General features: G+C 72.7%; 21 protein-coding genes. 6 read left to right on the top strand and 15 right to left on the bottom strand.

All coding sequences use genetic code 11. From position 1 onward, the window contains the following. The first annotated feature begins 117 nt into the window (after positions 1-117). On the top strand, positions 118-666 hold the full coding sequence (locus E5083_RS03225) for a PPA1309 family protein (RefSeq protein ID WP_078858411.1): 549 nt from the start codon (positions 118-120) through the stop codon (positions 664-666). Positions 667-719: 53 nt separating this feature from the next. Here E5083_RS03225 and E5083_RS03220 read toward each other — a convergent pair whose 3' ends face one another. The 4 genes from E5083_RS03220 to E5083_RS03210 all read right to left on the bottom strand — a co-directional run bounded on the left by E5083_RS03220 (position 720) and on the right by E5083_RS03210 (position 3,864). Beyond that, positions 720-1,817, bottom strand: coding sequence for a YlbL family protein (locus tag E5083_RS03220; protein ID WP_135784045.1), 1,098 nt, complete (start codon positions 1,815-1,817; stop codon positions 720-722). A gap of 50 nt (positions 1,818-1,867) precedes the next feature. After that, the gene (locus tag E5083_RS31075) at positions 1,868-2,041 is read right to left on the bottom strand and encodes a hypothetical protein (protein WP_165425490.1); all 174 of its coding nucleotides are present in this window, start codon (positions 2,039-2,041) and stop codon (positions 1,868-1,870) included. A gap of 132 nt (positions 2,042-2,173) precedes the next feature. Beyond that, positions 2,174-2,635 (bottom strand): molybdenum cofactor biosynthesis protein MoaE, encoded by a 462-nt coding sequence (locus E5083_RS03215; protein ID WP_030807383.1) that lies wholly within the window; start codon positions 2,633-2,635, stop codon positions 2,174-2,176. A 101-nt stretch (positions 2,636-2,736) separates the two neighbouring features. Next, positions 2,737-3,864 carry an SDR family oxidoreductase gene (locus E5083_RS03210; RefSeq protein WP_135784044.1) on the bottom strand — a complete coding sequence of 376 codons (1,128 nt, stop codon included), beginning with the start codon at positions 3,862-3,864 and terminating at the stop codon, positions 2,737-2,739. 191 nt (positions 3,865-4,055) lie between these two features. Here E5083_RS03210 and E5083_RS03205 point away from each other — a divergent pair, with 191 nt between their 5' ends. Continuing rightward, positions 4,056-5,537 carry a zinc-dependent metalloprotease gene (locus E5083_RS03205; RefSeq protein ID WP_135784043.1) on the top strand — a complete coding sequence of 494 codons (1,482 nt, stop codon included), beginning with the start codon at positions 4,056-4,058 and terminating at the stop codon, positions 5,535-5,537. Further along, positions 5,534-6,055 carry an NUDIX hydrolase gene (locus E5083_RS03200; RefSeq protein WP_135784042.1) on the top strand — a complete coding sequence of 174 codons (522 nt, stop codon included), beginning with the start codon at positions 5,534-5,536 and terminating at the stop codon, positions 6,053-6,055. The genes E5083_RS03205 and E5083_RS03200 overlap by 4 nt, the downstream gene beginning before the upstream one ends. An 83-nt stretch (positions 6,056-6,138) precedes the next feature. Here E5083_RS03200 and E5083_RS03195 read toward each other — a convergent pair whose 3' ends face one another. The 4 genes from E5083_RS03195 to E5083_RS03180 form a co-directional block, all read right to left on the bottom strand. Further along, positions 6,139-6,894: an AIM24 family protein gene (locus E5083_RS03195; RefSeq protein WP_135784041.1), complete on the bottom strand. Its 756-nt coding sequence runs from the start codon at positions 6,892-6,894 to the stop codon at positions 6,139-6,141. 17 nt (positions 6,895-6,911) lie between these two features. Continuing rightward, complete coding sequence (locus tag E5083_RS03190; RefSeq protein ID WP_030807369.1) at positions 6,912-7,592, bottom strand: AIM24 family protein; 681 nt, start codon at positions 7,590-7,592, stop codon at positions 6,912-6,914. A gap of 11 nt (positions 7,593-7,603) precedes the next feature. After that, positions 7,604-9,307 (bottom strand): TerD family protein, encoded by a 1,704-nt coding sequence (locus E5083_RS03185; protein ID WP_135784040.1) that lies wholly within the window; start codon positions 9,305-9,307, stop codon positions 7,604-7,606. Between the two features lie 111 nt (positions 9,308-9,418). After that, the gene (locus E5083_RS03180; RefSeq protein WP_135784039.1) at positions 9,419-9,997 is read right to left on the bottom strand and encodes a M48 metallopeptidase family protein; all 579 of its coding nucleotides are present in this window, start codon (positions 9,995-9,997) and stop codon (positions 9,419-9,421) included. A 238-nt stretch (positions 9,998-10,235) separates the two neighbouring features. Here E5083_RS03180 and E5083_RS03175 point away from each other — a divergent pair, with 238 nt between their 5' ends. Next, positions 10,236-11,498 carry a TOMM precursor leader peptide-binding protein gene (locus E5083_RS03175; RefSeq protein ID WP_135784411.1) on the top strand — a complete coding sequence of 421 codons (1,263 nt, stop codon included), beginning with the start codon at positions 10,236-10,238 and terminating at the stop codon, positions 11,496-11,498. Next, positions 11,491-12,927, top strand: a complete 1,437-nt coding sequence (locus E5083_RS03170; protein WP_135784038.1) for an ABC1 kinase family protein — start codon at positions 11,491-11,493, stop codon at positions 12,925-12,927. Before E5083_RS03175 ends, E5083_RS03170 begins: the two co-directional genes overlap by 8 nt. A 90-nt stretch (positions 12,928-13,017) precedes the next feature. Here E5083_RS03170 and E5083_RS03165 read toward each other — a convergent pair whose 3' ends face one another. From E5083_RS03165 to E5083_RS03150, 4 genes are all read right to left on the bottom strand, one after another. Continuing rightward, positions 13,018-13,344, bottom strand: a complete 327-nt coding sequence (locus E5083_RS03165; protein WP_135784037.1) for a hypothetical protein — start codon at positions 13,342-13,344, stop codon at positions 13,018-13,020. 11 nt (positions 13,345-13,355) lie between these two features. Beyond that, positions 13,356-13,724, bottom strand: coding sequence for a WhiB family transcriptional regulator (locus tag E5083_RS03160; protein WP_030807350.1), 369 nt, complete (start codon positions 13,722-13,724; stop codon positions 13,356-13,358). Positions 13,725-13,900: 176 nt separating this feature from the next. Beyond that, the gene (locus tag E5083_RS03155; protein ID WP_135784036.1) at positions 13,901-14,221 is read right to left on the bottom strand and encodes a hypothetical protein; all 321 of its coding nucleotides are present in this window, start codon (positions 14,219-14,221) and stop codon (positions 13,901-13,903) included. A gap of 140 nt (positions 14,222-14,361) precedes the next feature. Beyond that, the gene (locus tag E5083_RS03150; protein ID WP_244317384.1) at positions 14,362-16,695 is read right to left on the bottom strand and encodes an ATP-dependent DNA helicase UvrD2; all 2,334 of its coding nucleotides are present in this window, start codon (positions 16,693-16,695) and stop codon (positions 14,362-14,364) included. 88 nt (positions 16,696-16,783) lie between these two features. Between E5083_RS03150 and E5083_RS03145 the strand changes: the two genes are divergently transcribed. Continuing rightward, on the top strand, positions 16,784-17,041 hold the full coding sequence (locus tag E5083_RS03145; RefSeq protein WP_135784035.1) for a mycoredoxin: 258 nt from the start codon (positions 16,784-16,786) through the stop codon (positions 17,039-17,041). Between the two features lie 69 nt (positions 17,042-17,110). On the opposite strand, the gene nudC is transcribed toward E5083_RS03145, so the two are convergent. From nudC to E5083_RS03130, 3 genes are all read right to left on the bottom strand, one after another. Next, a complete protein-coding gene (nudC, locus tag E5083_RS03140) occupies positions 17,111-18,055 on the bottom strand; it encodes an NAD(+) diphosphatase (protein ID WP_031181100.1) in 945 nt (314 codons plus the stop codon). 151 nt (positions 18,056-18,206) lie between these two features. Continuing rightward, positions 18,207-19,613 carry a dipeptidase gene (locus tag E5083_RS03135; protein WP_135784034.1) on the bottom strand — a complete coding sequence of 469 codons (1,407 nt, stop codon included), beginning with the start codon at positions 19,611-19,613 and terminating at the stop codon, positions 18,207-18,209. A gap of 10 nt (positions 19,614-19,623) precedes the next feature. Further along, complete coding sequence (locus tag E5083_RS03130; RefSeq protein WP_135784033.1) at positions 19,624-23,016, bottom strand: ATP-dependent helicase; 3,393 nt, start codon at positions 23,014-23,016, stop codon at positions 19,624-19,626. Between the last annotated feature and the right edge of the window lie 79 nt (positions 23,017-23,095).

The raw sequence follows: 23,095 nt of genomic DNA, 5'->3' as shown, positions 1-23,095 counted from the left end.
CGTCAGACCCTCGTGTTCGCGGGCCCTTGGTGGCCCCCTGTGATCGCGGGCCCCCACCTATGCAACTTACTCACGGTTTACTCGGTTCCCGATTTCGGCCAGGAACGAGGCAGGATTGTGACCATGTCCAACACTCCCATGGCGGCGAGCCCGCTCACCCGGGCCGTACTCGAGATCGACGAGTACGCGTCCGGCCTCGGCTGGGACCAGCCGGCCCGCCTCTTCGCCCTCGTCGACACCGCGCGTCTGCGCACCCAGGAACCCTCCCTCGCGGCCCAGCTCGGCCTGGACGAGGAGACCGGCGCCACCGGCTTCACCCCGATCGAGCAGGACGAGGTGCCTGCCGACAAGGCGCTCGACGAGTTCCTCGCCACCATCGCCTGGCCGGACGCGGTGGTCGGCTGCGCGCTCACCGTGGAGCGCCTGATGCTGCCCTCCTCCGTCGACACGCAGGTCCCGCAGGGGCTCAGCGACGCCGAGCTGGCCAAGTGGGTGGCCGCGCGTCCGGAGCGCCAGGAGGTGCGGATGACGGTGGCGGTGCTGCGCGACGGCAACCGCGAGTCGGCGATCAGGCTGCGGGAGAAGGACTCCGCTACCGAGGTGCTGACCGGTCCCGACCTGGTGCCGGGGCTGGCGGAGGCGCTGGCGGCGACGTTCGCCGACTGATCTTCGTACTGTCTACGCGCGCGGGGAAGTCCCCGCGCGCGTGGCGGCCGTTCTCAGCCCTTGGTGGTGCACTTCGGCAGGTCGGCGGTGCGGCCCTCGCGGATGTCCTTGAGGGCGTCCAGGGCGTCGCCGATCTTCTTCACCTTGACGAGGGTGAGGCCGCTCGGGGTGTCCTTGGCGGCGGAGGCGCAGTTGTCGGCCGGGGTCAGGAAGTACTGGGCGCCCTTGGCGCGCGCGCCGACCGTCTTCATCTCGATGCCGCCGATGGGGCCGACCGTGCCGTCGTCGTCGATGGTGCCGGTGCCCGCGATGAACTTGCCGCCGGTGAGGCTGCCCGGGGTGAGCTTGTCGTAGATGCCGAGCGAGAACATCAGGCCGGCGCTGGGGCCGCCGACGTCGGCGAGCTTGATGTCGATGGTGAACGGGAAGGTGTGGTCGGTCCCGGCGGAGATCCCGACGATGGCCCGGTGGGCGCCCTTGTCGTCGGAGTCGGTGGTCGTGATCTTCACGTCCTGCGTCTTGGTCGCCGTCCGGTGCGCCTTCTCGGCGGCCGCCTGCTCCTTGGCGGGGACGACCGTGAAGACGACCTTCTGGCCCGGCTTGTGCTTGGTGACCAGCTTGGCCACGTCGGACGGCTGCTTGACCTCGGTGCCGTCCACGGCCTTGATCACGTCACCCGCGTGCAGCTTGCCCTCGGCCGGGGAGTCCTTGATCACCGTGGAGACGATCACCCAGGACGTCACCGGGATGTGCAGCTCCTTCAGGGCGGCGACCTTGGCGCTCTCCTGGGACTGGCTGAACTCCTCGGCGTTCTCCTGCGTCGACTGCTCCTCGGTCTTGCCGTCCGGGTAGAGCGTGTCGTGCGGGACGACCTTGGTGTCGTGCGCCAGCCAGCCGTAGACCGCCTCGACCAGGTTCATCCGGAAGTCCGCGCTGGTCACCCGGACGGTCGTCATGTTCAGGTGACCGTCGGCCGGATAGGTGCGGTGGCCCGAGACCTGGAGCACCGGCTCGCCGTCGTGGTCCCCGAGCGTGTTCACGGTCGGCCCCGGCGACATCTCCGCGTACGGCACGGGGATGAGCACTCCCGCGCAGAGCAGCGCGATCAGCATCAGGGTGGACGCGAGCATCGTCGCGGTACGGCGTGGCATGGCACGACAGTACGGGACACGTGTGTCGGCGCCCCGTCAGGGCACCCCCGTCAAGCGCCGGGAGCGCCCGTGTGGGACTTCTCCATGGCCTCGCGGAAGCGCGCGTAGCCGTCGAGTTCCGGGCCGTCCCCGCGGGTCCTGCGGGTCCGGTTGGCCCAGCTTCCCCACAGACCGGCCGCGACCGCGGCGATGAACGGAATCAGCAACCAGACGAGCACCGCCATGCCGACCTCCCAACCCCATGAGTGTCCGCTGCGAACTGAGTGATCAGCAGATTAACCATTCGCAGGGACAACGCTCACGCGCGGGGGGCGGTTACGCAACCGGAGCACCCGATGGGCCGAACGTCACCGCCGTCAGCAGGCGCCGACCCACTCCTCGGTGCCGTCGGAGAAGCGCTGGTGCTTCCAGACGGGCACCTCGTGCTTGATGTCGTCGATGAGCTTCCGGCAGGCCGCGAACGCCTCGGCCCGGTGCGGGCACGACACGCCGACGACGACGGCGAGGTCGCCGACGGCCAGGTCACCCACCCGGTGGACGGCCGCCAGGGCGCGCACCGGGTACTCCGCGACGACCTTCTCCGCGACCCGCCGCATCTCGTCGGCGGCGGAGGGGTGGCAGGAGTAGCCGAGGGCGTCGACGTCCGCGCCCCCGTCGTGGTTGCGCACGGTGCCCACGAACAGCGAGATCCCGCCCGCCGCCTCGTCCCCGAGCGCGGCGAACACCTCGTCCACGGAGAGGGGCGTGTCCCGGATGCCGATCAGCCGGATGGGGCTGGGAGCCGCCTGCTCACCGGGGTGTTCGTTCGTGAGTGCCATGTCTCCATGGTGCCGCACACCTCTCGGGAGGCGGAATGCGACGCTCGGCCGGGTGGGGGTGCGGGGCGCTCGGCTGTGGGGGGCGCGGGGTGCGGGGTGGCTCAGATGCGGCGCCGTGCCTTGCGGGCCCGGCGGACCACGGCCGCCGCGCCGAGCAGGGCCACGGTCGCGCCCGCCGCGCCGGCCGCGGTGGCGTCCTTGCGGCCGAGCCTGCGCCCGGCGACGGTGTGCCGGCCGGAGACCTCTTCCAGCAGCTCCGCGAGCACGTCCTCGTTGGTCCAGCGGGGTCGCCACCCGGCCGCGTGCAGCCGGCTCCCGCTGACCACCCAGGGGTACATCGTGTACGCCAGGTCGCCCGCCGGGGACGGGGTGAGCCCGATCCGGTGCAGCCGGGCGGCGGCGCCGAGGGCGACCGCGGAGGGCAGCTCCATGCGCCGGATGCCGCTCAGCTCCTCGACCTCCTCCTGCTCCAGCCAGCCGTCGCAGCCGACGGCGAGTTCTCCGTCGACCTTCTCCAGCACGGCGTACTCCAGCGCCGAGCACAGGTCGTCGACGTGGCAGAACTGCCAGGCGGGCCGCGAGTCCGCGACCACCAGCAGCCGGGGCGACTCGAAGTACCGGGTCAGCGCGGTGTCGGTGCCGCCGACCAGCAGGGCGGGGCGTACGACGGTGACGTTCAGGCCGGGGTGCGCGCGGGGCGCGCGGCGGGCCAGGCGCTCGATCTCCAGCAGGTCGGCGACCCCGGTGGCCTCGGCGGTGGCGCGCAGCTCGGCGTCCTCCGAGAGCGGCAGCTCGTTGTCCGGCAGGGCGCCGTAGACCATGGCGGAGGTGCACAGCACGACCCGGTGCACCCCGGCGGCGGCCGCGGCGGTGAGCACGGTCTGGGTGCCGCGCACGTTGTAGGCGGTGCGGGCGGCCGCGTCGCTGCCCAGGTCCAGGTCGAGCGCGAGGTGCACGACGACGTCGGCGCCGCGCAGCTTCTCCGCGATGGCCGGGTCCCGCACGTCCAGGATGTGCCACTCGGCCTCGGCGCACTCCCCGCGCCGCTCGTCGATGGCCACGACCTGCCGGATCTCCTCCGAGGCCGCGAGCCGCTCGGTCAGCAGCGCGCCGATCCCGGTGGCGGCGCCGGTCACCGCGACGACGGGCCCGCGCACCGCGGGCGAGGGCGATGCGGGCGGAGATGAGGGGTTTCGCGCTGCGCGAACCTGCGGATCTGGGGAACTCACCGGGCGTCTCCAGCGGTTGTCTTCAGTACGAGCGCGGACGACGCGCCCGTACCAGGTGCATCCATCCTGCCGCAGCCCATCTGTGGGCGAAGCACCGAGGCCCTATCCGGTCCGGGTGTCTACGCTGGGTGGTGAAGTCGGGCAGCCGCGCCGCCGGAGAGAACCGGTGGCCTTACCAGCCGAGGAACCCCGTGAGTGACACCCCATTCGGATTCGGCCTTCCGCCGGAGGAGCCGGACGACGGCGACGAGGGCAAGAAGAAGGACCAGCAGAGCGGTGGTGAGCAGGGACCGGCCAACCCGTTCGGTTTCGGCGGTCTGCCGGGAGCCGGGGGCTTTGGCGGTCCCGGCGCCGACAACCCGCTCGCCGCGATGTTCGGCTCCCTCAACCCCAACGACCTGGGCGCGGCGTTCCAGCAGCTCGGCCAGATGCTCTCCTACGAGGGCGGCCCGGTGAACTGGGACATGGCCAAGCAGATCGCCCGCCAGACGGTCGCCCAGGGCACCCAGGACGGCGTCAAGGACGCGAGCGTCGGCCCGTCCGAGCGCTCCGCGGTCCAGGAGGCCGTGCGCCTGGCCGACCTGTGGCTGGACGACGCCACCTCGCTGCCCTCCGGCGCCAACACCTCCGTGGCCTGGTCCCGCGCGGAGTGGGTCGAGGCGACCCTGCCGGCCTGGAAGGAACTGGTCGACCCGGTCGCCGAGCGGGTCGGCGCGGCCATGGGCGACGTCCTGCCCGAGGAGATGCAGGCCATGGCGGGCCCGCTGATCGGCATGATGCGCTCGATGGGCGGCGCCATGTTCGGCACCCAGATCGGGCAGGCCGTGGGCGTGCTCGCGGGCGAGGTCGTCGGCTCCACCGACATCGGCCTGCCGCTGGGCCCGGCGGGCAAGGCCGCGCTGCTTCCGGTCAACATGGAGGCGTTCGGCAAGGACCTGGGCGTCCCCATGGAGGAGGTGCGGCTGTACCTCGCCCTGCGCGAGGCGGCCCACCAGCGCCTCTTCGCCCATGTGCCGTGGCTGCGCTCGCACCTGTTCGGCGCGGTCGAGGGGTACGCGCGCGGCATCAAGGTCGACACCGCCAAGCTGGAGGACGTGGTCGGCCAGTTCGACCCGCAGAACCCCGAGCAGCTTCAGGACGCGCTCCAGCAGGGCATGTTCCAGCCCGAGGACACGCCCGAGCAGAAGGCGGCCCTGGCCCGGCTGGAGACCGCGCTCGCGCTGGTCGAGGGCTGGGTGGACGCGGTGGTCCACGCGGCCGCGAAGCCGCGGCTGTCCTCCGCCGACGCGCTGCGCGAGACGCTGCGCCGCCGTCGCGCGAGCGGCGGTCCGGCGGAGCAGACCTTCGCCACGCTGATCGGTCTGGAGCTGCGCCCGCGCCGGCTGCGCGACGCCTCCCGCCTGTGGGCCTCGCTCACCGACGCGCGCGGGGTCGACGGCCGGGACGACCTGTGGCACCACCCGGACATGCTGCCGACGGCCACCGACCTCGACGACCCGGACGGCTTCGTCCACCGCGAGCAGATGGACTTCTCCGAGCTGGACAAGATGCTCGGCGAGGCGGCCGGCGGCGGCGCGGGGAAGCCCGACCTGAAGAAGGACGAGGGCGCCAAGGGCACCGAGGGCGCTGCGGGCGACCAGGGTGATGAGGGCAAGGACGACAAGAGCGAGTGAGCCTGTACGACGACGCGGTCCTCGTGCTCAAGGGGTACGAGGGCCAGCCCGACCTGCGTGACACCTACCAGGCCCATCTCGCCGCCCACCCGGACGGCATCTGGCGGTCCTGCGACGCGGGTCACCTCACGGCCAGCGCGCTGGTGATCGACCCGGAGCACAAGCGTGTGCTGCTCACCCTGCACAAGAAGCTGCGGATGTGGCTCCAGATGGGCGGGCACTGCGAGCCGGGCGACATCTCCATGGCGGGCGCGGCCCTGCGCGAGGCGACGGAGGAGTCCGGCATCGCCGGGCTGACCCTGCTCCCCGGCGGCCCGGTCCGCCTGGACCGCCACCCGATCCCGGCCCCCTGCCACTGGCACCTCGACGTGCAGTACGCGGTGCTGGCCCCGCGCGGCGCCGAGCAGGCGATCAGCGACGAGTCACTGGACCTGCGGTGGTTCGGCTACGACGAAGTCGCCGACGTGGCGGACGAGTCGGTGGTACGGCTGCTGGAGGCTACGCGGGCGCGGCTTTGAACGTGTTCGTGTTCTGAACGTGTAAGGGGTGCCCGCCACTGTGGGCGCCCCTTACGTTCGCCCTGCTGCGCTCGTCGCGCCGTCTAGCTCCAGACGTTGCCCTGGTTCTGGCCGCGCGCGCCCTGCTGGCCCATGCCGAACTGGGCCGCGACTCCGCCGCCTATCTGCGCGTGCTGGGGCGGCAGCAGCTCGCTGGGCTGGACCAGGGCGAAGCCGGAGCCCATGAAGCTCAGCTCCCAGCCTTCCCCGGTACTGCCGCGCCGCCGCCACACCCCGGACGAGTGGGTCTGGGCCTGCATCTGCACCCGCAGCGAGGTGGACCAGGCCACGATGGCGTCCGCGTCGCAGTTGACGTACCGGTCCGGCGTGACCTGCATCAGCAGGGGCGTGCCCGAGGTCATCAGGGCGACCTTGCCGCGGCCGGTGATGTTGAGCTGGTACTTCCCGGAGCCGGAGATGCCGTAGAGGCTGTCCACGGCGATGACCTCGTGGTGCAGCGAGGAGTCCATGGCGAGGACATAGGAGCTGTCGACGGTCAGCCCCTCCTGCTCCACGTCCAGCAGATGGACGTGCTGGCCGAGGTTGGCGAGGTAGACGGTGCCCTGGCCGTGACAGCGCATCAGGTCCAGGCCCTCGCCGGTGTGGGCCCGCGCCCGGCGCTGGCCCTGGCTGCGGTACTCGGCGTCGAACTCGACCAGGCCCTGGTAGGCGACCATGGCGCCCTTGCGGGCCAGCAGGTCGTCCTGGCCCTCCAGGGCGACACGGAGCATCTGCGCATTCTGCAGGCTCCAACGCTCCTGGGTTTGAAGGTCGTTGTGCGCGAAAAGCGGGCTCTGCATGGTGTCTGTGCTCCCCCTCAGCCCCGGAACCGGAGGCGGTCGGTGCTGTCCTCGCTGGGCTGGACGACGACGATGCCCTGCCCGGAGAACGCCATCTGGTACGCCTCGCCGCTCCCCCGGCCGATCAATGACTGCGCCTTGAAGCTGCGCTTGCCCTTCACCTTGAGGTTCGGAGACCACGCCACGAGCGCGTCCGGGTCGACGTACGTCTCGTCCTCGCCGCCCCCGCAGTCCACCACGATCGGGGTACCGCGCGAGGTCAGCGCGACCCAGCCCTGCCCGGAGATCCTGGTGTTCCACAGGCCCTGCCCGGCGAACTTGGCGAGCCCCTTCACCCGCTCCACGCCCCAGGTGAGACCCGCGTCGAAGGCGAGCAGGTTGGTGGCGTTGACGGAGATGCCGTCGCCGTTCAGGTTGATCACGACCACGTCGGCGCCGTAGTCGGCGAGATAAAGCAGGCCGTCGCCGGAGCACTTCATCAGCGGGGCGCCCTCGCCGGTCATCCAGTCGCGGGCGATCTGGCGGACGGCGGGCGGGTTGGGCTCGTACTGGATGAAGCCCTCGTAGGCGACCATCGAGCCCACGCGTGCGAGGAGGTCGTTGCCGGTCTGCATGGCGACCTTCAGCATGTGGCTGCCGTGGTTCTCCATGCGGGCGGTGACGGGTGCGGGGGCGAAGCCCGCGAGCGGCTGGTTCATGACGGGCTCCCTCAGACCTCGTACGGCTGGACGACGATGAAGTTGCCGGGCGCGCCCCGGAACTGGAGGTTCACGCTCTCCCCCGTGTCGCCCGCGTAGGCGTTGCGGCGCATCCGGACCTGGCTGGAGACGATCACCTGCGAGGCGGCCGACCAGGCGACCACCGCGTGGCAGTCGGCGAAGGTCGTGGGCGTCACCGGCAGCACGACGGGCGTGCCGTGCGTCTTGACGACGAGCGTGCCGGTGCCCTGGAACTGCATGGTGAACAGCGCGCCGCCGGGAATGCCGTGGCCCTCGATACGGCGGACCTCGTACTGGAGGCTCTCGTCGAACGCGAGCACGTTCTCCGCGGAGACGCAGATCGCGTCGCCCTGCAGCTCGACGGGGTGGAGATGGGTGGAGTTGTCGGCGAGGAACACCTGTCCCTGGCCGGTGCAGCGCATCAACTGCATCTCCTGGCCGGTGGCGTTGCCCACGAGCCGGCCGGTGATTCCGGCGCCCTTGTAGCTGAAGTCGACCTTGCCCTGGTAGAGCACCATGCTGCCCTGCCGGGCCAGTACCGGCTGGCCGCCGGCGCCGAGGTCGACGCGGATCAGCTTGTGATTCTGCTGGGTCCAGCGCTGCCCGGTGGGCGCCTCCTTGAACTTCTGGAGCGCGGCGCCCACTCCGGCCGCTCCCTGCGGCGCGCCCTGCGGGACGCCGTAGGAGGGGGTGCCGCCCTGGCCGGGGACCTGGCCGTAGCCGGGGGGCATGGGGGCGGACGGCGGGCCGCCGTGGGAGGGCGGGGAGTTGTATCCGGGGGGTGCGGGGGCCGCCGGGGGCTGGCCGTAGCCGGGCGGAGGCGATGCGGCCGGAGACTGGCCCGGAGCCTGGCCGTAGCCGGGCGGGGTCGGCGCGGCCGGGGGCTGGCCGTAGCCCGGTGGCAGGGGTGCGCTCGGCGGGGCGGGGTGGCCGAAGGCGGCGGGAGCCGGGCCGGGCGGTGGGACGGTGCCCTGGGGCGGGGTCAGGGGTTCGACCAGGGTGGGTGCCGCGTGCACGTCGGGCCGGGGCGACGCCGGAGGCGGGGTGAACGCCTGGGGCGCGGGGGGTGTGGCCGGTCCGGCGGGGACGGCGAAGGCGGGCGGGGCGAAACCGGGGGCGGCGGCGGGCGCGGCGGCCTCCGGCTCGGCCGACGCGGGCGCCTCCTCCTCGGCGACCTCGCCGCCGAAGTTCTTCAGCAGCGCCTCCAGGCCGCCGTCGAAGCCCTGCCCGACCGCGGCGAACCGCCAGACGTCCTTGAGATAGAGATCGCCGAGCATCACGGCGCGCTCGGTGGTGAACTCCGCGCCGATGAAGGAGTACCGCGCGACCTCCTCACCGCCCGCCACGATCCGCAGATAACCAGGTGCGATCCGGGACATCTGCCCGTCGCCGTCGATGGTCGCGGTGAAGGACAGCTTGTGGATACCGGCCGGAATCCGGTCCAGCGTGACCCGGAACGACTCGGTGTCGCCCGCCTGGGCGCCCAGCAGTTGAATGGACTCCTCGGGCGACTTCGGCTGGTTGAAGAAGACGAAGTACCGGTCGTCGGAGAGCCGTTCGTCGGCGTCGAGGCCGAAGCAGCTAATGTCGAAGGTCAGTCCGGGAGCGGAGATCTGCACGCCCACGTACAGATCCGTACCCGCGGTGAGGTCACTGATCCGGGCCTTGTGGCCGCGTTGGAATTCCCTGGACATGCGTTACGTCCGTCCCCCGTCCCGAAAGCAGTTACGTCGCGTCAGGCTAACCGCAAATACCGACATCGGCCTCAGCCGGTACAGACCCGGTACAGAACCGCGGCCCGGACCTCACACCTCCTCGTCGTCCGTCACATCCGGTGGCACCTCCGGCATCCGTGCGGTGGCGGCCACGCCCTCCAGATAGCCGCGCGCCCGCTCGGTGCGCGGATACCCCTCCAACAGCCGCCAGAAGTCCGGGCCATGACCCGGCACCAGCAGATGCGCCAGCTCGTGGCAGAGCACGTAGTCGACCACGTACTCGGGCATCCCCCGCAGCCGGTGCGAGAGCCGGATCGTGCCCTCCGCCGGGGTGCACGAGCCCCAGCGGGTGTTCTGGTTGGTCACCCAGCGCACCGAAGTCGGCCGCGCCCGCCCCTCGAAATACCGCTCCGACAGCCGCCCGGCGCGCTCGGCCAGTTCGGTGTCACCGCCGGGCACGCTCCGCTTCGCCTCCTTGGCGGCGAGCCGGTCGAGCATGGCGGTGACCCAGCGCCGCTCCTCCGCCTTGGACATGCGGGCGGGGATCAGCACGATGGTGCGGTCGCCCTCGCGGTAGGCGGAGACGGTCCGGCGGCGCCGGTCGCTCCGCCTGACCTCGACGGGGCCGTGGACGGCGGGCTGCTGCTGTTCGGTCGGTTCGGTGGGCACGTCTCGAAGGTACCCGTCGGCGCGGACAGCGGGCCGGGCCTGTGGACAGCGGAATCCGCTTGTAATCAGCTCGTACGACGATCACCCCGACCCTGTGGACAACTTTCGGCACGGATTCCGGACCCCGGCCATGCTGGCAGTCGTCGGAACGAGCACGACCGGCTCGGCCGACGTACGAGAGGCAGAAGGACGCACGCCCGGCCGGGTGTGCGCGAGACCTGGGAGACGGGGGCCCGTGATGCATCCGATGGTGAAGCCGGCGCTGCGGCGCGGCTGGCGCGATCTCGGCACCGTGCAGTTCGGGATGACTCCCGCGCACGCGATCACTCTGGGCCCGGTGGACCTGGCCACGGGCAGCTTCCTGGACCTGCTCGACGGCACCCGTGACGTGGGATTACTCCGGGAGGAGGCCCGGCGGATGGAGCTGCCCGACGGTCATGCCGACCGGCTGGTGAGCCGGCTGGGCCGGGCGGGGCTGCTCGACGACACGCGGGACTGCTCCCCGGCCGCGACCGCGCTGCGGGAGAGAGGGGAGGCGCTGGAGCGGCTGCGTCCCGACCTCGCCTCGCTGTCGCTGACCACGGCGGAGCCGGGCGGTGCGCTCACCCGCCTCGCCGCCCGGCGTGCCCTGCGGGTGCGGGTGCTCGGTGCGGGCCGGGTGGGGTCCGTGCTGGCGGCGCTGCTGTCCGGAGCCGGGGTCGGGGAGGTCGATGTGCGGGACGTGGGCCGGGTGCAGCCGTGGGACGTGGCGCCGGGCGGACTTCCGGCGGAGGCGGTGGGCGAGCGGCGGGACGAGGCCGCGCGGACGGCGGTGCGCCGTGCGGCACCGGACCGTCCACCGCGCCGGACCCGCCACGGCAGGCTCTCCGGTCCGGGCCCGGAGGAGGAGCCAGGTCTGTCCCTGGTGGTCCTCGCCCCGCGCGACGAGGTGGCGGTGCACGCCCCGGACCCGTTCCTCGCCGAGCCGTTCATGATCTCCGGTACTCCCCATCTCTACGCGGGTGTGGTGGAGGGCACCGGGGTCGTCGGACCGCTGGTGCTGCCCGGCCGGACGGGGTGCGCGGGCTGTCTCCAGCAGCACCGCACCGACGAGGACGCGGCGTGGCCCCGGCTGATCACCCAGTGGCGCTCGGGCCGGGCGCGCCGGGTGGGCGCGTGTGATCTGACCCTCGCCACGGCGGTCGCGGGCCTCGCCGCGGCGCACGCCCTGAGCTTCCTCGACGGGGACGAACCGGCGGCCACCGGCACCCGCTGGGAGGCAGCCCTACCGGCGCTGACCTGGGACGCTCATCCCGTCGCTCCGCATCCGGCATGCGGTTGCGGGGCGAAGGAGAGGAGGAGGGGAAGCACCCCGGCGCGGGCCGGGGAGAAAGCCGAGGGGGAGCACTCCTCAACGCGAGGGCCGGCGCGCGCGACAATGGCGGTGCAACGGCCGTCGGCCGAGCGGCGACGCGAGTCCGGCGCGGCGCGGCCGACAGGGACTTGGAGGGCGCATGTCTGATCTTCCCCGGAAGGCGGTCACCCGGACCGCGAAGCTCGCCGCGCTCCCGCTCGGCTTCGCCGGCCGGGCCACCTGGGGGCTGGGCAAGCGGATCGTGGGCGAGTCGGCCGAGCTGGTGGGGCGGGAGCTTCAGCAGCGGACGGCCGAGCAGCTCTTCAAGGTCCTCGGCGAGCTGAAGGGCGGGGCGATGAAGTTCGGGCAGGCCCTGTCCGTCTTCGAGTCCGCGCTCCCCGAGGAGGTCGCCGGGCCCTACCGTGCCGCGCTGACCAAGCTGCAGGAGGCGGCGCCCCCGATGCCGACCCGCACGGTGCACGCCGTGCTGGCGGAGCGGATGGGTGAGGACTGGCGGGAGCTGTTCCTGGAGTTCGAGGACAAGCCCTCGGCGGCGGCTTCCATCGGCCAGGTGCACCGGGCGGTGTGGCACGACGGCCGGGAGGTGGCGGTCAAGGTCCAGTATCCGGGCGCCGGTGAGGCACTGCTCTCGGACCTCGGTCAACTGAGCCGGTTCGCCCGCCTGTTGGGCCCCCTGATCCCCGGCATGGACATCAAGCCGCTGATCGCGGAGCTGAAGGACCGGGTCTCCGAGGAACTGGACTACGAGCTGGAGGCGCAGGCGCAGGCCGCGCACGCGGCGGAGTTCGCGGACGACCCGGACGTGGTGGTCCCGGCGGTGGTGCACCAGTGCGACCAGGTGCTGGTGACCGAATGGATCGACGGCATCCCGCTGTCGGAGATCATCTCCGGCGGCACCGAGGAGCAGCGCGACCGGGCCGGGCAACTGCTGGCGCGCTTCCTCTTCTCCGGCCCGGCCCGCACCGGCCTGCTGCACGCCGACCCGCATCCGGGCAACTTCCGGCTGCTGCCGGTGGGCCCCGACGGTGCGGACGGCTGGCGGCTGGGCGTGCTGGACTTCGGCACGGTCGACCGGCTCCCCGGCGGGCTTCCCCCGACCATCGGGGTGGCGCTGCGGATGACGCTGGACGGGGACGCCGAGCCGGTGTACGAGATGCTCTGCGAGGAGGGGTTCATCAAGGAGTCCATGGACCTGGACCCCGACGCCGTCCTCGACTACCTCCTGCCGATCATCGAGCCCGCGCAGGTGGACACCTTCACCTTCACCCGGTCGTGGATGCGCGGCCAGGCGGCCCGGGTGGCCGACCCCCGTTCCCCCGCGTACCAGCTCGGCAAGCAGCTCAATCTGCCGCCGTCCTATCTGCTCATCCACCGGGTCACGCTGAGCACCATCGGTGTGCTGTGCCAGTTGGGCGCGACGGTGCGGCTCCGGGAGGAGCTGGAGGAGTGGCTGCCGGGGTTCGGCCCGGACGCGGAACCGTTGGACGCGGAATCGCTGGAGACCGAGGGGCTGGAGTCCGAGGAAGCGGAGGAAACGGAGGAGGGCCTGCCGGAGGTGCGCGCCGCGGAGGCGTAGGCCAGGCGGCGGACATGCCTCGGGGGCCGGTCCGTTCGGCCGGACCGGCCCCCGAGGGTGGGTGCGCTCAGTGCGCGTCGAAGGCGGCGCCTACTGCATGACGGCGGCGGCGAGCGCACGGCGGGCACGCAGGGAGGCGCGCTCCGCCCGGCGCTGCATCCGCCGGGCGGTGGCCAGGCTCATGGCCCGGCGCTCCCGCTGGGCGTCGTGCAGGCGCTCGTGCATATGCGCACGGGCCAGGGCTTCTGGGATGAGTTGCATTTCGCGGGTCCTGTTCGTCTGGCGCGAGCCTGTCACGCCGCGGTTGTCGAGGTCTGGGGTCGCCGAGCCGGTGGGCTCGCTGGTGGACGGCTTCATCGGGGCCTGCTTCTTGGGGTCGTGCGTGAGGGGGCGGTCGATCGTTCCTGCGGGGTGCATGCGTGCGACGTTCATGCCGTGACCGGGTTCTTGCGCGGGCGGCCACGCGGCCGCTTCCGGGCGACGACGACGCCCTGGACGAACAGCTCCCCGCCCCAGACGCCCCAGGGCTCCCGGCGCTCCTTGGCCCCGGCGAGGCATGCCTCGACCAGCGGGCAGGTGCGGCAGAGCGACTTGGCGTACTCGACATCGGCCGGCGACTCGGCGAAGAAGACCTCCGGGTCGTAGGAACGGCAGGGGACGGGCACGCCGAGGTTCTCGATGGCGTCGTCGAGCGCGGTGAGCGCGGTGAGGGGGAGCAAGGCGGGGTCCTCCGTGGAGCCGAGCTGGGTGATCGCTTGTGAAGGCGGTACTGACGGGGCGTGCGCTTCGAGTTGCACGGGGTGTTTTCCTCGTCTGGTCGTTCCGGTCGGTGGACCGGGTGTCGGCTGGGTACCGGGTTCTCTTTTGTTGTCCCGAGGCGTCTTCGGGGTGTTCTCCCTGTTCGGGGAAAACAGAAGGGCCGCGGTTCCCGGATGGGGTTCCGCGGCCCTGAAGGCGCCTGCCTGATCGGCGATCAGGCTGGATCACTCCAGGGTTCTGGCCCACGGAAGGCCCACATCTGGTGGTGCTGCGTCTGCTTGCGGAATCCGGCACCGGCCGCCGCGAAGGCATAGGCGCCCTGCGCCTGTGCCTCTACCGCTGCCAGTGCCTTGGTCGGTCGCTCATTGCGCTCGCGGACAGGGAGGTCCACGGAGAGCAGCGAGGAGGCCGGACGGGCGGCACGGATGCCGGACAGACCGGTGCCCTGGGAGGGCGCGCCGAGCATGCACAGGGAGACGGCCGGACGATCGGTCAGTTTGACCGGGCTGGTGATGATGGTCTCGATGCTGATCATTGGGCTCGCCTCCTCTCGGCGTCTTGGGGACCGGTGTGAATCGGTCCGCGGATATAGAAGTACAGCACGGATTCACAGCCTTCGAGAAGGCCGCCGTTTCCGTGCCTAGAACCTATGGGGATTCCTGGCGCGGGCGCAAACTATTTTTGCGACGAGTTCCGATCAGTGGTCCCAGCCGCGTTCGCGGGGTCGGTTCCGACCTCCTGGCCTGCGCAGATGGCCAGTACGTCGGTGCCGTAGCGGCGCAGCTTGCGGTCCAGGACGCCGGGGATGCGGGAGAGTTCGGCCGCGCAGTCGGGGCGGGTCTCGGCGATGGCCATCAGGGTGCGGTCGGTGAAGACGCAGAAGTCCGGCTGTCCGCTCTGTCCCGCCTCCACCGCCCGCCACTCCCGCAGCCGCTCGTACAGGCCCTCGTCCATGTCGGAGGGGCAGTCCTCGCAGCGCATCAGTTTCATCTCGCCGGCGTCGGTGAGGGTGCGCCCGCAGACCCGGCAGCGGGCCGGGGAGCGCTGGGCGCGCCGGGGGGCGGCCGGCAGGCCGCCGAGGGTGCCGCGCTCGACGCCGCCGGTGCCGGTCGCCGCGCGGCCCACGGTGGCGGTGGAGCCGGGGCGCAGTCCGTCGAGGAAGCGGCTCGGTTTGCGGCCCGCCCGGCCGCCGGGCGAGCGGGCGAGGGACCAGGAGAGGTGGAGCCGTTCCCGCGCGCGGGTGACGCCGACGTAGAGGAGGCGGCGCTCCTCCTCGATCTGTTCGTCGGTCTTGGCGTAGGTGATCGGCAGCATGCCCTCGGCGACGCCGACCAGGAAGACGGCGTCCCACTCCAGGCCCTTGGCCGCGTGCAGCGAGGCGAGGGTGACGCCCTGGACGGTCGGGGCGTGCTGGGCAGACGCCCGTTCGTCCAGTTCCGCGACCAGGTCGCTCAGGGTGGCCCCCGGATGGGCGGCGGCGAAGTCGTGGGCGAGGGCGACCAGCGCGGCCAGCGACTCCCAGCGTTCGCGGACGGCGCCGGATCCGGCCGGGGGTTCGCTGCTCCAGCCCTCGCCGGAGAGCACCGCGCGGACCTGGGAGGGCAGGTCGACCGCCTCGTCCAGCAGCGAGTCGTTGCCGCCGAAGCGGGCGGCGGCACGCAGGGCGACACCCGCCTTGCGCACCTCGGGCCGGTCGAAGAAGCGCTCCGCACCGCGCAACTGGTAGGGGACGCCGGCGTCGGCGAGTGCCTGTTCGTACGTCTCGGACTGCGAGTTGGTGCGGAACAGGACGGCGATCTCGGCGGCCGGGGTCCCGGCGGCGATCAGCTCGCGGATGCGGCGGGCGGCGCCCTCGGCCTCGGCGGGCTCGTCGGTGTACTCGGTGTAGACGGGTTCGGGGCCCTGGGCGCGCTGGGAGACCAGTTCCAGCCGGTGGTCGGCGGCGCGGCCGTGGGCCTGGGCGAGCAGGCCGTTGGCCAGGCGGACCACCTGGGGGGTGGAGCGGTAGTCCCGGACCAGCTTGACCACGGTGGCGCCGGGGTGACGGAGCCGGAAGTCGAGGAGATGGTCGGGGGTTGCTCCCGTGAACGAGTAGATGGTCTGGCTGGCATCGCCCACGACGCACAGGCTGTCGCGGTCGCCGAGCCAGAGTTCGAGCAGCCGCTGCTGGAGCGGGCTGACGTCCTGGTACTCGTCCACCACGAAGTGCTGGTACTGGGCGCGTACCTGGTCGGCGATGTCCTGGCGGTCCTGGAGGACGGCGACGGTGAGCAGCAGCACGTCCTCGAAGTCGATGACGGCGCGGTCGCGCTTGAGGTTCTCGTAGGCCGCGTAGAGGTGGGAGATCTCGGCCGGGTCGCGCGGGGTCTCGCGGCCCGCCTTCACGGCCGCGTACGGATAGTCGGCGGGGACGGTCTGGGTGACCTTGCACCACTCGATCTCGGCGGTGGCGTCCCGCAGCTCGCCCCGGTCCAGGCGGAGGCCGCAGGCGGCGGCCGCGTCGGCGACCAACTGGATCTTGCGGTCGACCAGCCGGGGCAGCCCGCCGCCGATCGCTTTCGGCCAGAAGTACTGGAGCTGGCGGAGGGCTGCGGAGTGGAAGGTGCGGGCCTGCACGCCCTGGGCGCCGAGCTGGCGGAGCCGGCCGCGCATCTCGCCCGCGGCCCGGTTGGTGAAGGTGACGGCGAGCACGCTGGAGGGCGTCAGCAGGCCCGAGCGCACCCCGTACGCGATGCGGTGGGTGATCGCGCGGGTCTTGCCCGTGCCCGCTCCGGCCAGGACGCACACCGGCCCGTGCAGGGCGGTGGCGACCTCGCGCTGCTCGGGGTCGAGCCCTTCGAGCACCGCGTCGGCCGAGTCCGGGGTCCGCGGGAAGAGAGGGGAGGGCGTTGCTGCTGTCACATGGCCATGCTGCCAGGTCGGCCGGGACCGTCGCGTCGGTTGTCCACAGGCGGGGCCCGATAGTCGTTTTAATGCGGCGGGTGTCACAGCGGCCGGTGCGGCGGGCATCACATGCGGGGGAATGCACGTCGGGTCTCCCGCGTTGGCCCAGTGCACGACGTAGACGTACCCCCCGGCCGCCTGAGGAGCGCGAGACATGCAGGGCACTGTGACGATGTACAGCACGACTTGGTGCGGTTACTGCCGCCGGCTGAAGGGCCAGCTCGACCGGGAGGGCATCCCCTTCACCGAGATCAACATCGAGCACGACCCGGAGTCCGCCGCGTTCGTGGAGAAGGCGAACGACGGCAACCAGACGGTGCCGACCGTGCGCGTCGTGCCCGCCGGGGGTGGCTCCGAGGTCGTCATGACCAACCCGAGCCTCGCCCAGGTGAAGCAGGCGCTCGGCGCCTGACCCCAGAACTACGAGAACCCCGGCCGCCCGTGCACAGGGCGGCCGGGGTTTCCCATGTCCGGAAAGCCTCTAGAAGGCGCTCCGGGTCGGCAGCGGCTTGCCGTACCACATCTCGATCAGCCGGGCGGCGATGGAGATGCCGTAGGGCGGCAGCACCTCGCCGGACTCGAAGGCCGCGCCCAGCTCGTCGCGGGAGAACCAGCGGGCCTCCTCGATCTCCTCGCCGTCGGCGTCGATCTCGGTGGAGGTGGCGTGCGCGAAGAAGCCCAGCATCAGGCTGGACGGGAACGGCCAGGGCTGGCTGGCGACGTACTCGACCTCGCCGACCGTGATGCCCGCCTCCTCGAAGACCTCGCGGCGCACCGACTGCTCGATGGACTCGCCGGGCTCGACGAAGCCGGCCAGCGTGGAGAAGCGGCCCTCGGGCCAGTGCACCTGGCGGCCGAGCAGGATGCGGTCCTGGCCGTCGGTGACCGCCATGATCACCGCCGGGTCGGTGCGCGGGTAGTGCTCGGCGCCGCAGGCCGGGCAGCGCCGGATGTGCCCGGCGGCGGCGATGACGGTGCGCTCGCCGCAGCGGGAGCAGAAGCGGTGGGTGCGCTGCCAGTTCTCCAGGCCGACCGCGTGCACCATCAGCCCGGCGTCGCGCGGGGAGAGCAGCAGGCCCGCCTCGCGCAGCCCGGCGGGGCGTGCGGACTGGTCGATGCGGCCGGGCAGGGAGTCCTTCTGGAGCGCGAAGTAGCTGACGCCGTCCTCGTCCTCGCCCAGGAAGTAGCGGTGCGCCTCGGTGAGAGGGGCCTCGAAGGAGGGGGTCATGACGAGTTCGGTGCGCCCGTCGGGCGTCTCGTCGATGAGCACCTGGCCGCCGGAGACCACGAAGCAGCGGGTCGTGGGGTGGCTCCACGCCGCCGCGAGCCAGGCTTCGTCGAGCCGGTGGTGGGCGGCTCGGTCGATGCCGCTCGGGGCGGTGAGCGAGATGGGTCGGTCAGCGGTGTGGTCGGTCCGGGTGGTCACTGGTGCTTCCAACTCCCCCAATGGAACGGTCGGTTCAACGGGCGGTTCGGTGGGACACGGATCAGGGGCACCGCGGCCGGGCGGGGGCGGCCGGGCCGGGCGGTCCTTCCAGTGTGCCCGGCGCGCGGTGCCGTTCCCGAACGGCGGCTGTTCAGCGGGGTGCGGGGCGCCAGTTCTCGGCGAGGTCGCTCCACAGGTGGGCGCTGGTCTCGACGCCCTTGAAGAGCAGGTCCAGCTCGACCTTCTCGTTGGGCGCGTGCCAGCCGTCGGAGGGGACGGAGATGCCGAGGAAGAGGACCGGGGCGCCGAGCACCTCCTGGAGGTCGGCGGCGGGGCCGGAGCCCCCTTCCCGGGTGAACCGCACCGGCTTGCCGAAGGCCCGGCCCATCGCGCGGGCGACGGACTGCAGCGCGGGGTGGTCGAGCGGGGTGAGGCACGGGCGCGTGCCCGGGCTGAAGTCGGTCTCCAGCCGGATTCCGGCGGGCGCCTGCCGCTCGGCCCAGTCCTGCACGGCCTTCTCGACGGCGCCGAGGTCCTGCCCGGCGACCAGCCGGAAGGACAGCTTCACCACGGCCGAGGAGGGGATGATCGTCTTGCTGCCGGCGCCCTGGTAGCCGCCGCCGATGCCGTTGACCTCGGCGGTCGGGCGGGCCCAGATGCGCTCCAGGGTGCTGTACCCGGCCTCGCCGTGCGCCGCGTGCGACTTGGCGGTGCGCAGCCACTCGGCTTCGTCGAAGGGCAGCTCGGCGAACAGGGCGCGCTCTTGCCCGGTCAGCTCCACGACGCCGTCGTAGAAGCCGGGGACGGCCACGCGCCCGTGCTCGTCGTGCAGGGCGCCGACCAGGCGGGCGGCGGCGGTGGCCGGGTTGGGCACGGCGCCGCCGAAGGAGCCGGAGTGGATGTCCTGGTCGGGGCCGTACAGCCGGATCTCGCACTCGGCGAGGCCGCGCATGCCGGTGCACACCGTGGGGGTGTCCTCGGACCACATGCCGGTGTCGGAGACGATCACGGCGTCGGCGGCGAGCCGGCCGGCGTGCTCCTCGACCAGGGCGCGGAAGTTCGGGGAGCCGGACTCCTCCTCGCCCTCGATCAGCAGCTTGAGGTGGACGGCCGGGGCGGTACGGCCGGTCGCGGCGAGGTGGGCGCGGACGCCGAGTGTGTGGAAGAACACCTGGCCCTTGTCGTCGGCGGCCCCGCGCGCGTGGAGGCGGTTCCCGCGGACGACGGGCTCGAAGGGGTCGGTGTCCCAGCCGTCCTCGCGGGCGGCGGGCTGGACGTCGTGGTGGCCGTAGACCAGCACGGTGGGGGCCCCGGGGTCGTCCGAGGGCCATTCGGCGTAGACGGCCGGGGCGCCGGCGGTGGGCCAGACCTCGGCCACCGGGAAGCCGGTCGCGGTCAGTTTCGCGGCGAGCCAGTCGGCGCTGCGGCGGACATCGGGGGCGTGCTCCGGCTGGGCGGACACGGACGGGATGCGCAGCCACGCGGCGAGGTCGTCGAGGAAGGCGGCGCGGTGTCGTTCGATGTACGCGTGGACGGCGCTGTCCGGGGTCTGGCTCATGCTCACGAGCCTATCGGCCCGCACGGACATCCTCGGCGGGCGGTTCGTCACACCCGGGCGTCCCCGTCGCCCCGGTTCGTTCCCCTTCGAGCAGTCGCGCCAGCTCCTCCCGGCCGGGCAGCGGGTCCGGACGGTCGACCTCGCCGGTGCGCACGTACAGGAACGCGGCCGTGACCGATTCGGGCGGGATGCCCTGCTGCTCGGCCCAGGCCAGCCGGTACACGGCGAGCTGGAGCGGATCGGCCCCGCGCGTGCGGCCGGTCTTCCAGTCGAGGATCTCGTACGTGGCGTCCGCGCCCTCGCCGTCCTTGTAGACGGCGTCGATCCGGCCGCGTACGACCCGTCCGGCGAGGGTGAGCTGTACGGGGACCTCGACGCGGTACGGCGTGCGCCGGGCGTACTCGGTGCGCTCGAAGGCTTCCTTGAGGGCTTCGAGGTCGGCCTCGTCGGCGATCTCGGCGTCGGTGCCGGGCAGGTCGTCCGGTTCCAGCAGGGGCAGCATCAGCTCCTCGTAGCGGGACTCCACCCAGGCGTGAAAGCGGGTGCCCCGGCGCGCGGCCAACTGCGGGGGGCGCGGCATGGGGCGCGCGAGCTCCTGCGCGAGCCCGTCGGGGTCCTCGGCCAGCCGGAGCATCTGGGTGGCGGTGAGAACGGCGGGCAGCGGTACGTCGATGACACCGCGCCGGGCGCGCATCAGTTCCCCGGCGAGGGCGTCGAGGTCGCGGTCCCAGGAGGCGACCGCACGGGCCTCCTCCGGGGTGAGCGGCTCGGGGGCGGACGCCTGGTGCGGGACGGGGAGGGCGGCGCTCCAGTCACCGGAGTCGTCCTCGAAGTACGGCTCCTCGTCCTCCGGGGGCTCGGTGGGCCACTCGGGGTCGTCGTACGGGACCGGGGCGGCCGTGGGCGGAGTCTGGAGGTGGGCGCGGACGGTGTGGGCGGCCCGGCGGCGGCGTTCGAAGGCGAGGGCGTCCAGGGGCAGCGGCCATGCCTGGTCGGCGTCGGCGGTGTGCAGGGCGGGGTTCTCGTCGCCCTCCTCGGGGGCGTCCGCCCAGACCTCGGTCTCGCCGTACTCGGTGGCGCAGTGGTCGTGCAGGGCCTGGAGGAAGTCGGAGGGGCCGCGCGGCTTCTTCTGGCTGGGGCCCCACCAGTGGCCGGAGCCGAGCAGGAGGGAGCGGGGGCGGGTGAAGGTGACGTACCCGAGGCGGAGTTCCTCGGTGAGCTGGTGCTCCTTCATGGCCTCGTGGAAGCCCTTGATGCCCTTGGCGTCCCAGGAGCCGACGTCGGGCAGGGTGGCGGTGTCGCCGCGCAGGGCGTGCGGGAGCACCTTGGCCTGCGCGGTCCACTTCTCGCGCCCCTGGGCACTGGGGAAGGTGCCCTTGACCAGGCCGGGGACGGCGACCACGTCCCACTCCAGCCCCTTGGACTTGTGCGCGGTGAGCACCTTGACGGTGTTCTCGCCGCCGGGCAGCGCGTTGTCGAGGCCCTTCTCGTACTGGGCGGCGGTGCGCAGGAAGGCGAGGAAGGCGAGCAGGGTGGCCTCGCCGTCGCCGGCCGCGAAGGAGGCGGCCACGTCGAGGAAGTTGGACAGGGTCTCGCGGCGGCGGGCGGCCAGCGCGTGCGGGGACGCCGACAGCTCGACCTCCAGGCCGGTGACGGCGAGCACCCGGTGCAGCACGTCCATCAGCGGGTCGGAGAGGCTACGGCGCAGGTCGCGCAGTTCGGCGGCGAGGCGGGCGAAGCGCACGCGCGCGTCCGGGGAGAAGGGCAGGTCGTCGTCGTACCCCTCGCTGCCGAAGGAGGTCTCCAGGAAGGTGTCCAGGGCGTCCGCCAGCGAGGTGACCTCGGAGGGGTCGACGCCCTCGACGGCCTCGGCGAGCCTGCGGTCGGGGTCGCCATCGCCGTCCACGCGCGCGTGGGCGACGAGCAGCCGGGCGCGGCGGCCGAGCAGGGCCAGGTCGCGCGGGCCGATGCGCCAGCGCGGGCCGGTGAGCAGCCGGACCAGGGCCGCGTTGGCACCGGGGTCCTGGAGCACCTCGCAGACGGCGACCAGGTCCGCGACCTCGGGCAGGTGCAGCAGCCCGGACAGCCCGACGACCTCCACGGGCACGTCACGGGCGACCAGCGCGCCCTGGATCTCCGCGAAGTCGGTCGCGGTGCGGCACAGGACGGCGATCTCGCCGGGCGGGGTGCCGGTGCGGACCAGGTGGGCGAGGGAGTCGGCCAGCCAGTCGATCTCCTCCGCGTGAGTGGGCAGCAGGGCGCAGCGGACCAGGCCGTCGCGTTCGGCGCCGGGTGCCGGACGCAGCGCCTCCACGCCCGCGTGCATGGCGCGCAGGGGCTCGGCGAGGCCGTTGGCGAGGTCGAGGAGGCGGCCGCCGCTGCGCCGGTTCTCGCTGAGCGCCTGCCGGGCGGCGGGGCTGCCGTCGGCGCGGGCGAAGTGCTCGGGGAAGTCGTCCAGGTTGGCCACGGACGCGCCGCGCCAGCCGTAAATGGCCTGGCAGGGGTCGCCCACGGCGGTGACGGGGTGGCCGGTGCCGTGTCCGAAGAGGCCCGCCAGGAGGACGCGCTGGGCGACGGAGGTGTCCTGGTACTCGTCCAGCAGGACGACCCGGAACTCCTCGCGCAGCAGGCGGCCCACCTCGGGGATGCGGGCGAGGCGGGCCGACAGGGCGATCTGGTCACCGAAGTCGAGCAGGTCGCGGGCGTGTTTGGCGGCCCGGTAGCGCTGGACGAGCCCGGCGAGTTCCCCGCGCGCGGCGAGCGTCTCGGGGACCTTGCGCAGGTCGGCGTTGCTGAGTTTCACCCCGTCCAGGGCGGTCAGCAGGTCGGCGTCCCAGACGCGCAGTTCCTCGGGGTCGACCAGGTGCTCGGACAGCTCGGAGTCGAGCGCGAGCAGGTCGGTGACGAGGTCCGCGAAGGAGCGGGTCAGCGCCGGGTACGGGCCCGGCGCCTCGCGCAGCACCCGGGCGGCGAGCTGGAAGCGGGTGGCGTCCGCGAGCAGCCGGGAGCTGGGCTCCAGGCCGAGGCGCAGGCCGTGGTCGGTGAGCAGGCGCCCGGCGAAGGCGTGGTAGGTCGAGATGACGGGCTCGCCGGGCGGGTTGTCCGGGTCGATCGCGTCCGGGTCGGTGATCCCGGCCTTGATCAGCGCCTTGCGGACGCGTTCGGCGAGTTCGCCGGCCGCCTTGTTGGTGAAGGTCAGGCCGAGCACCTGCTCGGGGGCGACCTGGCCGGTGCCTACCAGCCAGACCACGCGGGCGGCCATCACGGTGGTCTTGCCCGAACCGGCTCCGGCCACGATCACCTGCGGGGCGGGCGGCGCGATGATGCAGGCCGTCTGCTCCGGGGTGAACGGGATGCCGAGCAGCTCTTTGAGCTGCTCGGGGTCGGTGAGGTGCGCGGGCATGCGGGGAAGGCTAGCGGCGACCGCCGACAAGCGGGCGCGCAGGCTGTGGAAAGCGCAGGTCAGCGGGGTACCGCGGTGC

The sequence above is a fragment of the Streptomyces bauhiniae genome (assembly GCF_004784475.1).
GTDB classification, from domain to species: Bacteria; Actinomycetota; Actinomycetes; order Streptomycetales; family Streptomycetaceae; genus Streptomyces; species Streptomyces seoulensis.
Note: the sequence above shows the minus strand (reverse complement) of the source record. Positions and strands in the feature narration are given on the sequence as shown.

Bases quoted from the DNA above. Each gene is read 5' to 3' on its own strand.
- E5083_RS03135 (WP_135784034.1), bottom strand. From the start codon at position 19,613: ATGAGCCAGACCCCGGACAGCGCCGTCCACGCGTACATCGAACGACAC.
- E5083_RS03195 (WP_135784041.1), bottom strand. From the start codon at position 6,894: ATGCAGAGCCCGCTTTTCGCGCACAACGACCTTCAAACCCAGGAGCGT.
- E5083_RS03165 (WP_135784037.1), bottom strand. From the start codon at position 13,344: ATGCACCCCGCAGGAACGATCGACCGCCCCCTCACGCACGACCCCAAG.
- E5083_RS03150 (WP_244317384.1), bottom strand. From the start codon at position 16,695: ATGCCCGCCGCACCGGCCGCTGTGACACCCGCCGCATTAAAACGACTA.
- E5083_RS31075 (WP_165425490.1), bottom strand. From the start codon at position 2,041: ATGGCGGTGCTCGTCTGGTTGCTGATTCCGTTCATCGCCGCGGTCGCG.
- E5083_RS03170 (WP_135784038.1), top strand. From the start codon at position 11,491: ATGTCTGATCTTCCCCGGAAGGCGGTCACCCGGACCGCGAAGCTCGCC.
- E5083_RS03155 (WP_135784036.1), bottom strand. From the start codon at position 14,221: ATGATCAGCATCGAGACCATCATCACCAGCCCGGTCAAACTGACCGAT.
- E5083_RS03175 (WP_135784411.1), top strand. From the start codon at position 10,236: ATGCATCCGATGGTGAAGCCGGCGCTGCGGCGCGGCTGGCGCGATCTC.
- E5083_RS03185 (WP_135784040.1), bottom strand. From the start codon at position 9,307: ATGTCCAGGGAATTCCAACGCGGCCACAAGGCCCGGATCAGTGACCTC.
- E5083_RS03220 (WP_135784045.1), bottom strand. From the start codon at position 1,817: ATGCCACGCCGTACCGCGACGATGCTCGCGTCCACCCTGATGCTGATC.
- E5083_RS03215 (WP_030807383.1), bottom strand. From the start codon at position 2,635: ATGGCACTCACGAACGAACACCCCGGTGAGCAGGCGGCTCCCAGCCCC.
- E5083_RS03190 (WP_030807369.1), bottom strand. From the start codon at position 7,592: ATGAACCAGCCGCTCGCGGGCTTCGCCCCCGCACCCGTCACCGCCCGC.
- E5083_RS03145 (WP_135784035.1), top strand. From the start codon at position 16,784: ATGCAGGGCACTGTGACGATGTACAGCACGACTTGGTGCGGTTACTGC.
- E5083_RS03130 (WP_135784033.1), bottom strand. From the start codon at position 23,016: ATGCCCGCGCACCTCACCGACCCCGAGCAGCTCAAAGAGCTGCTCGGC.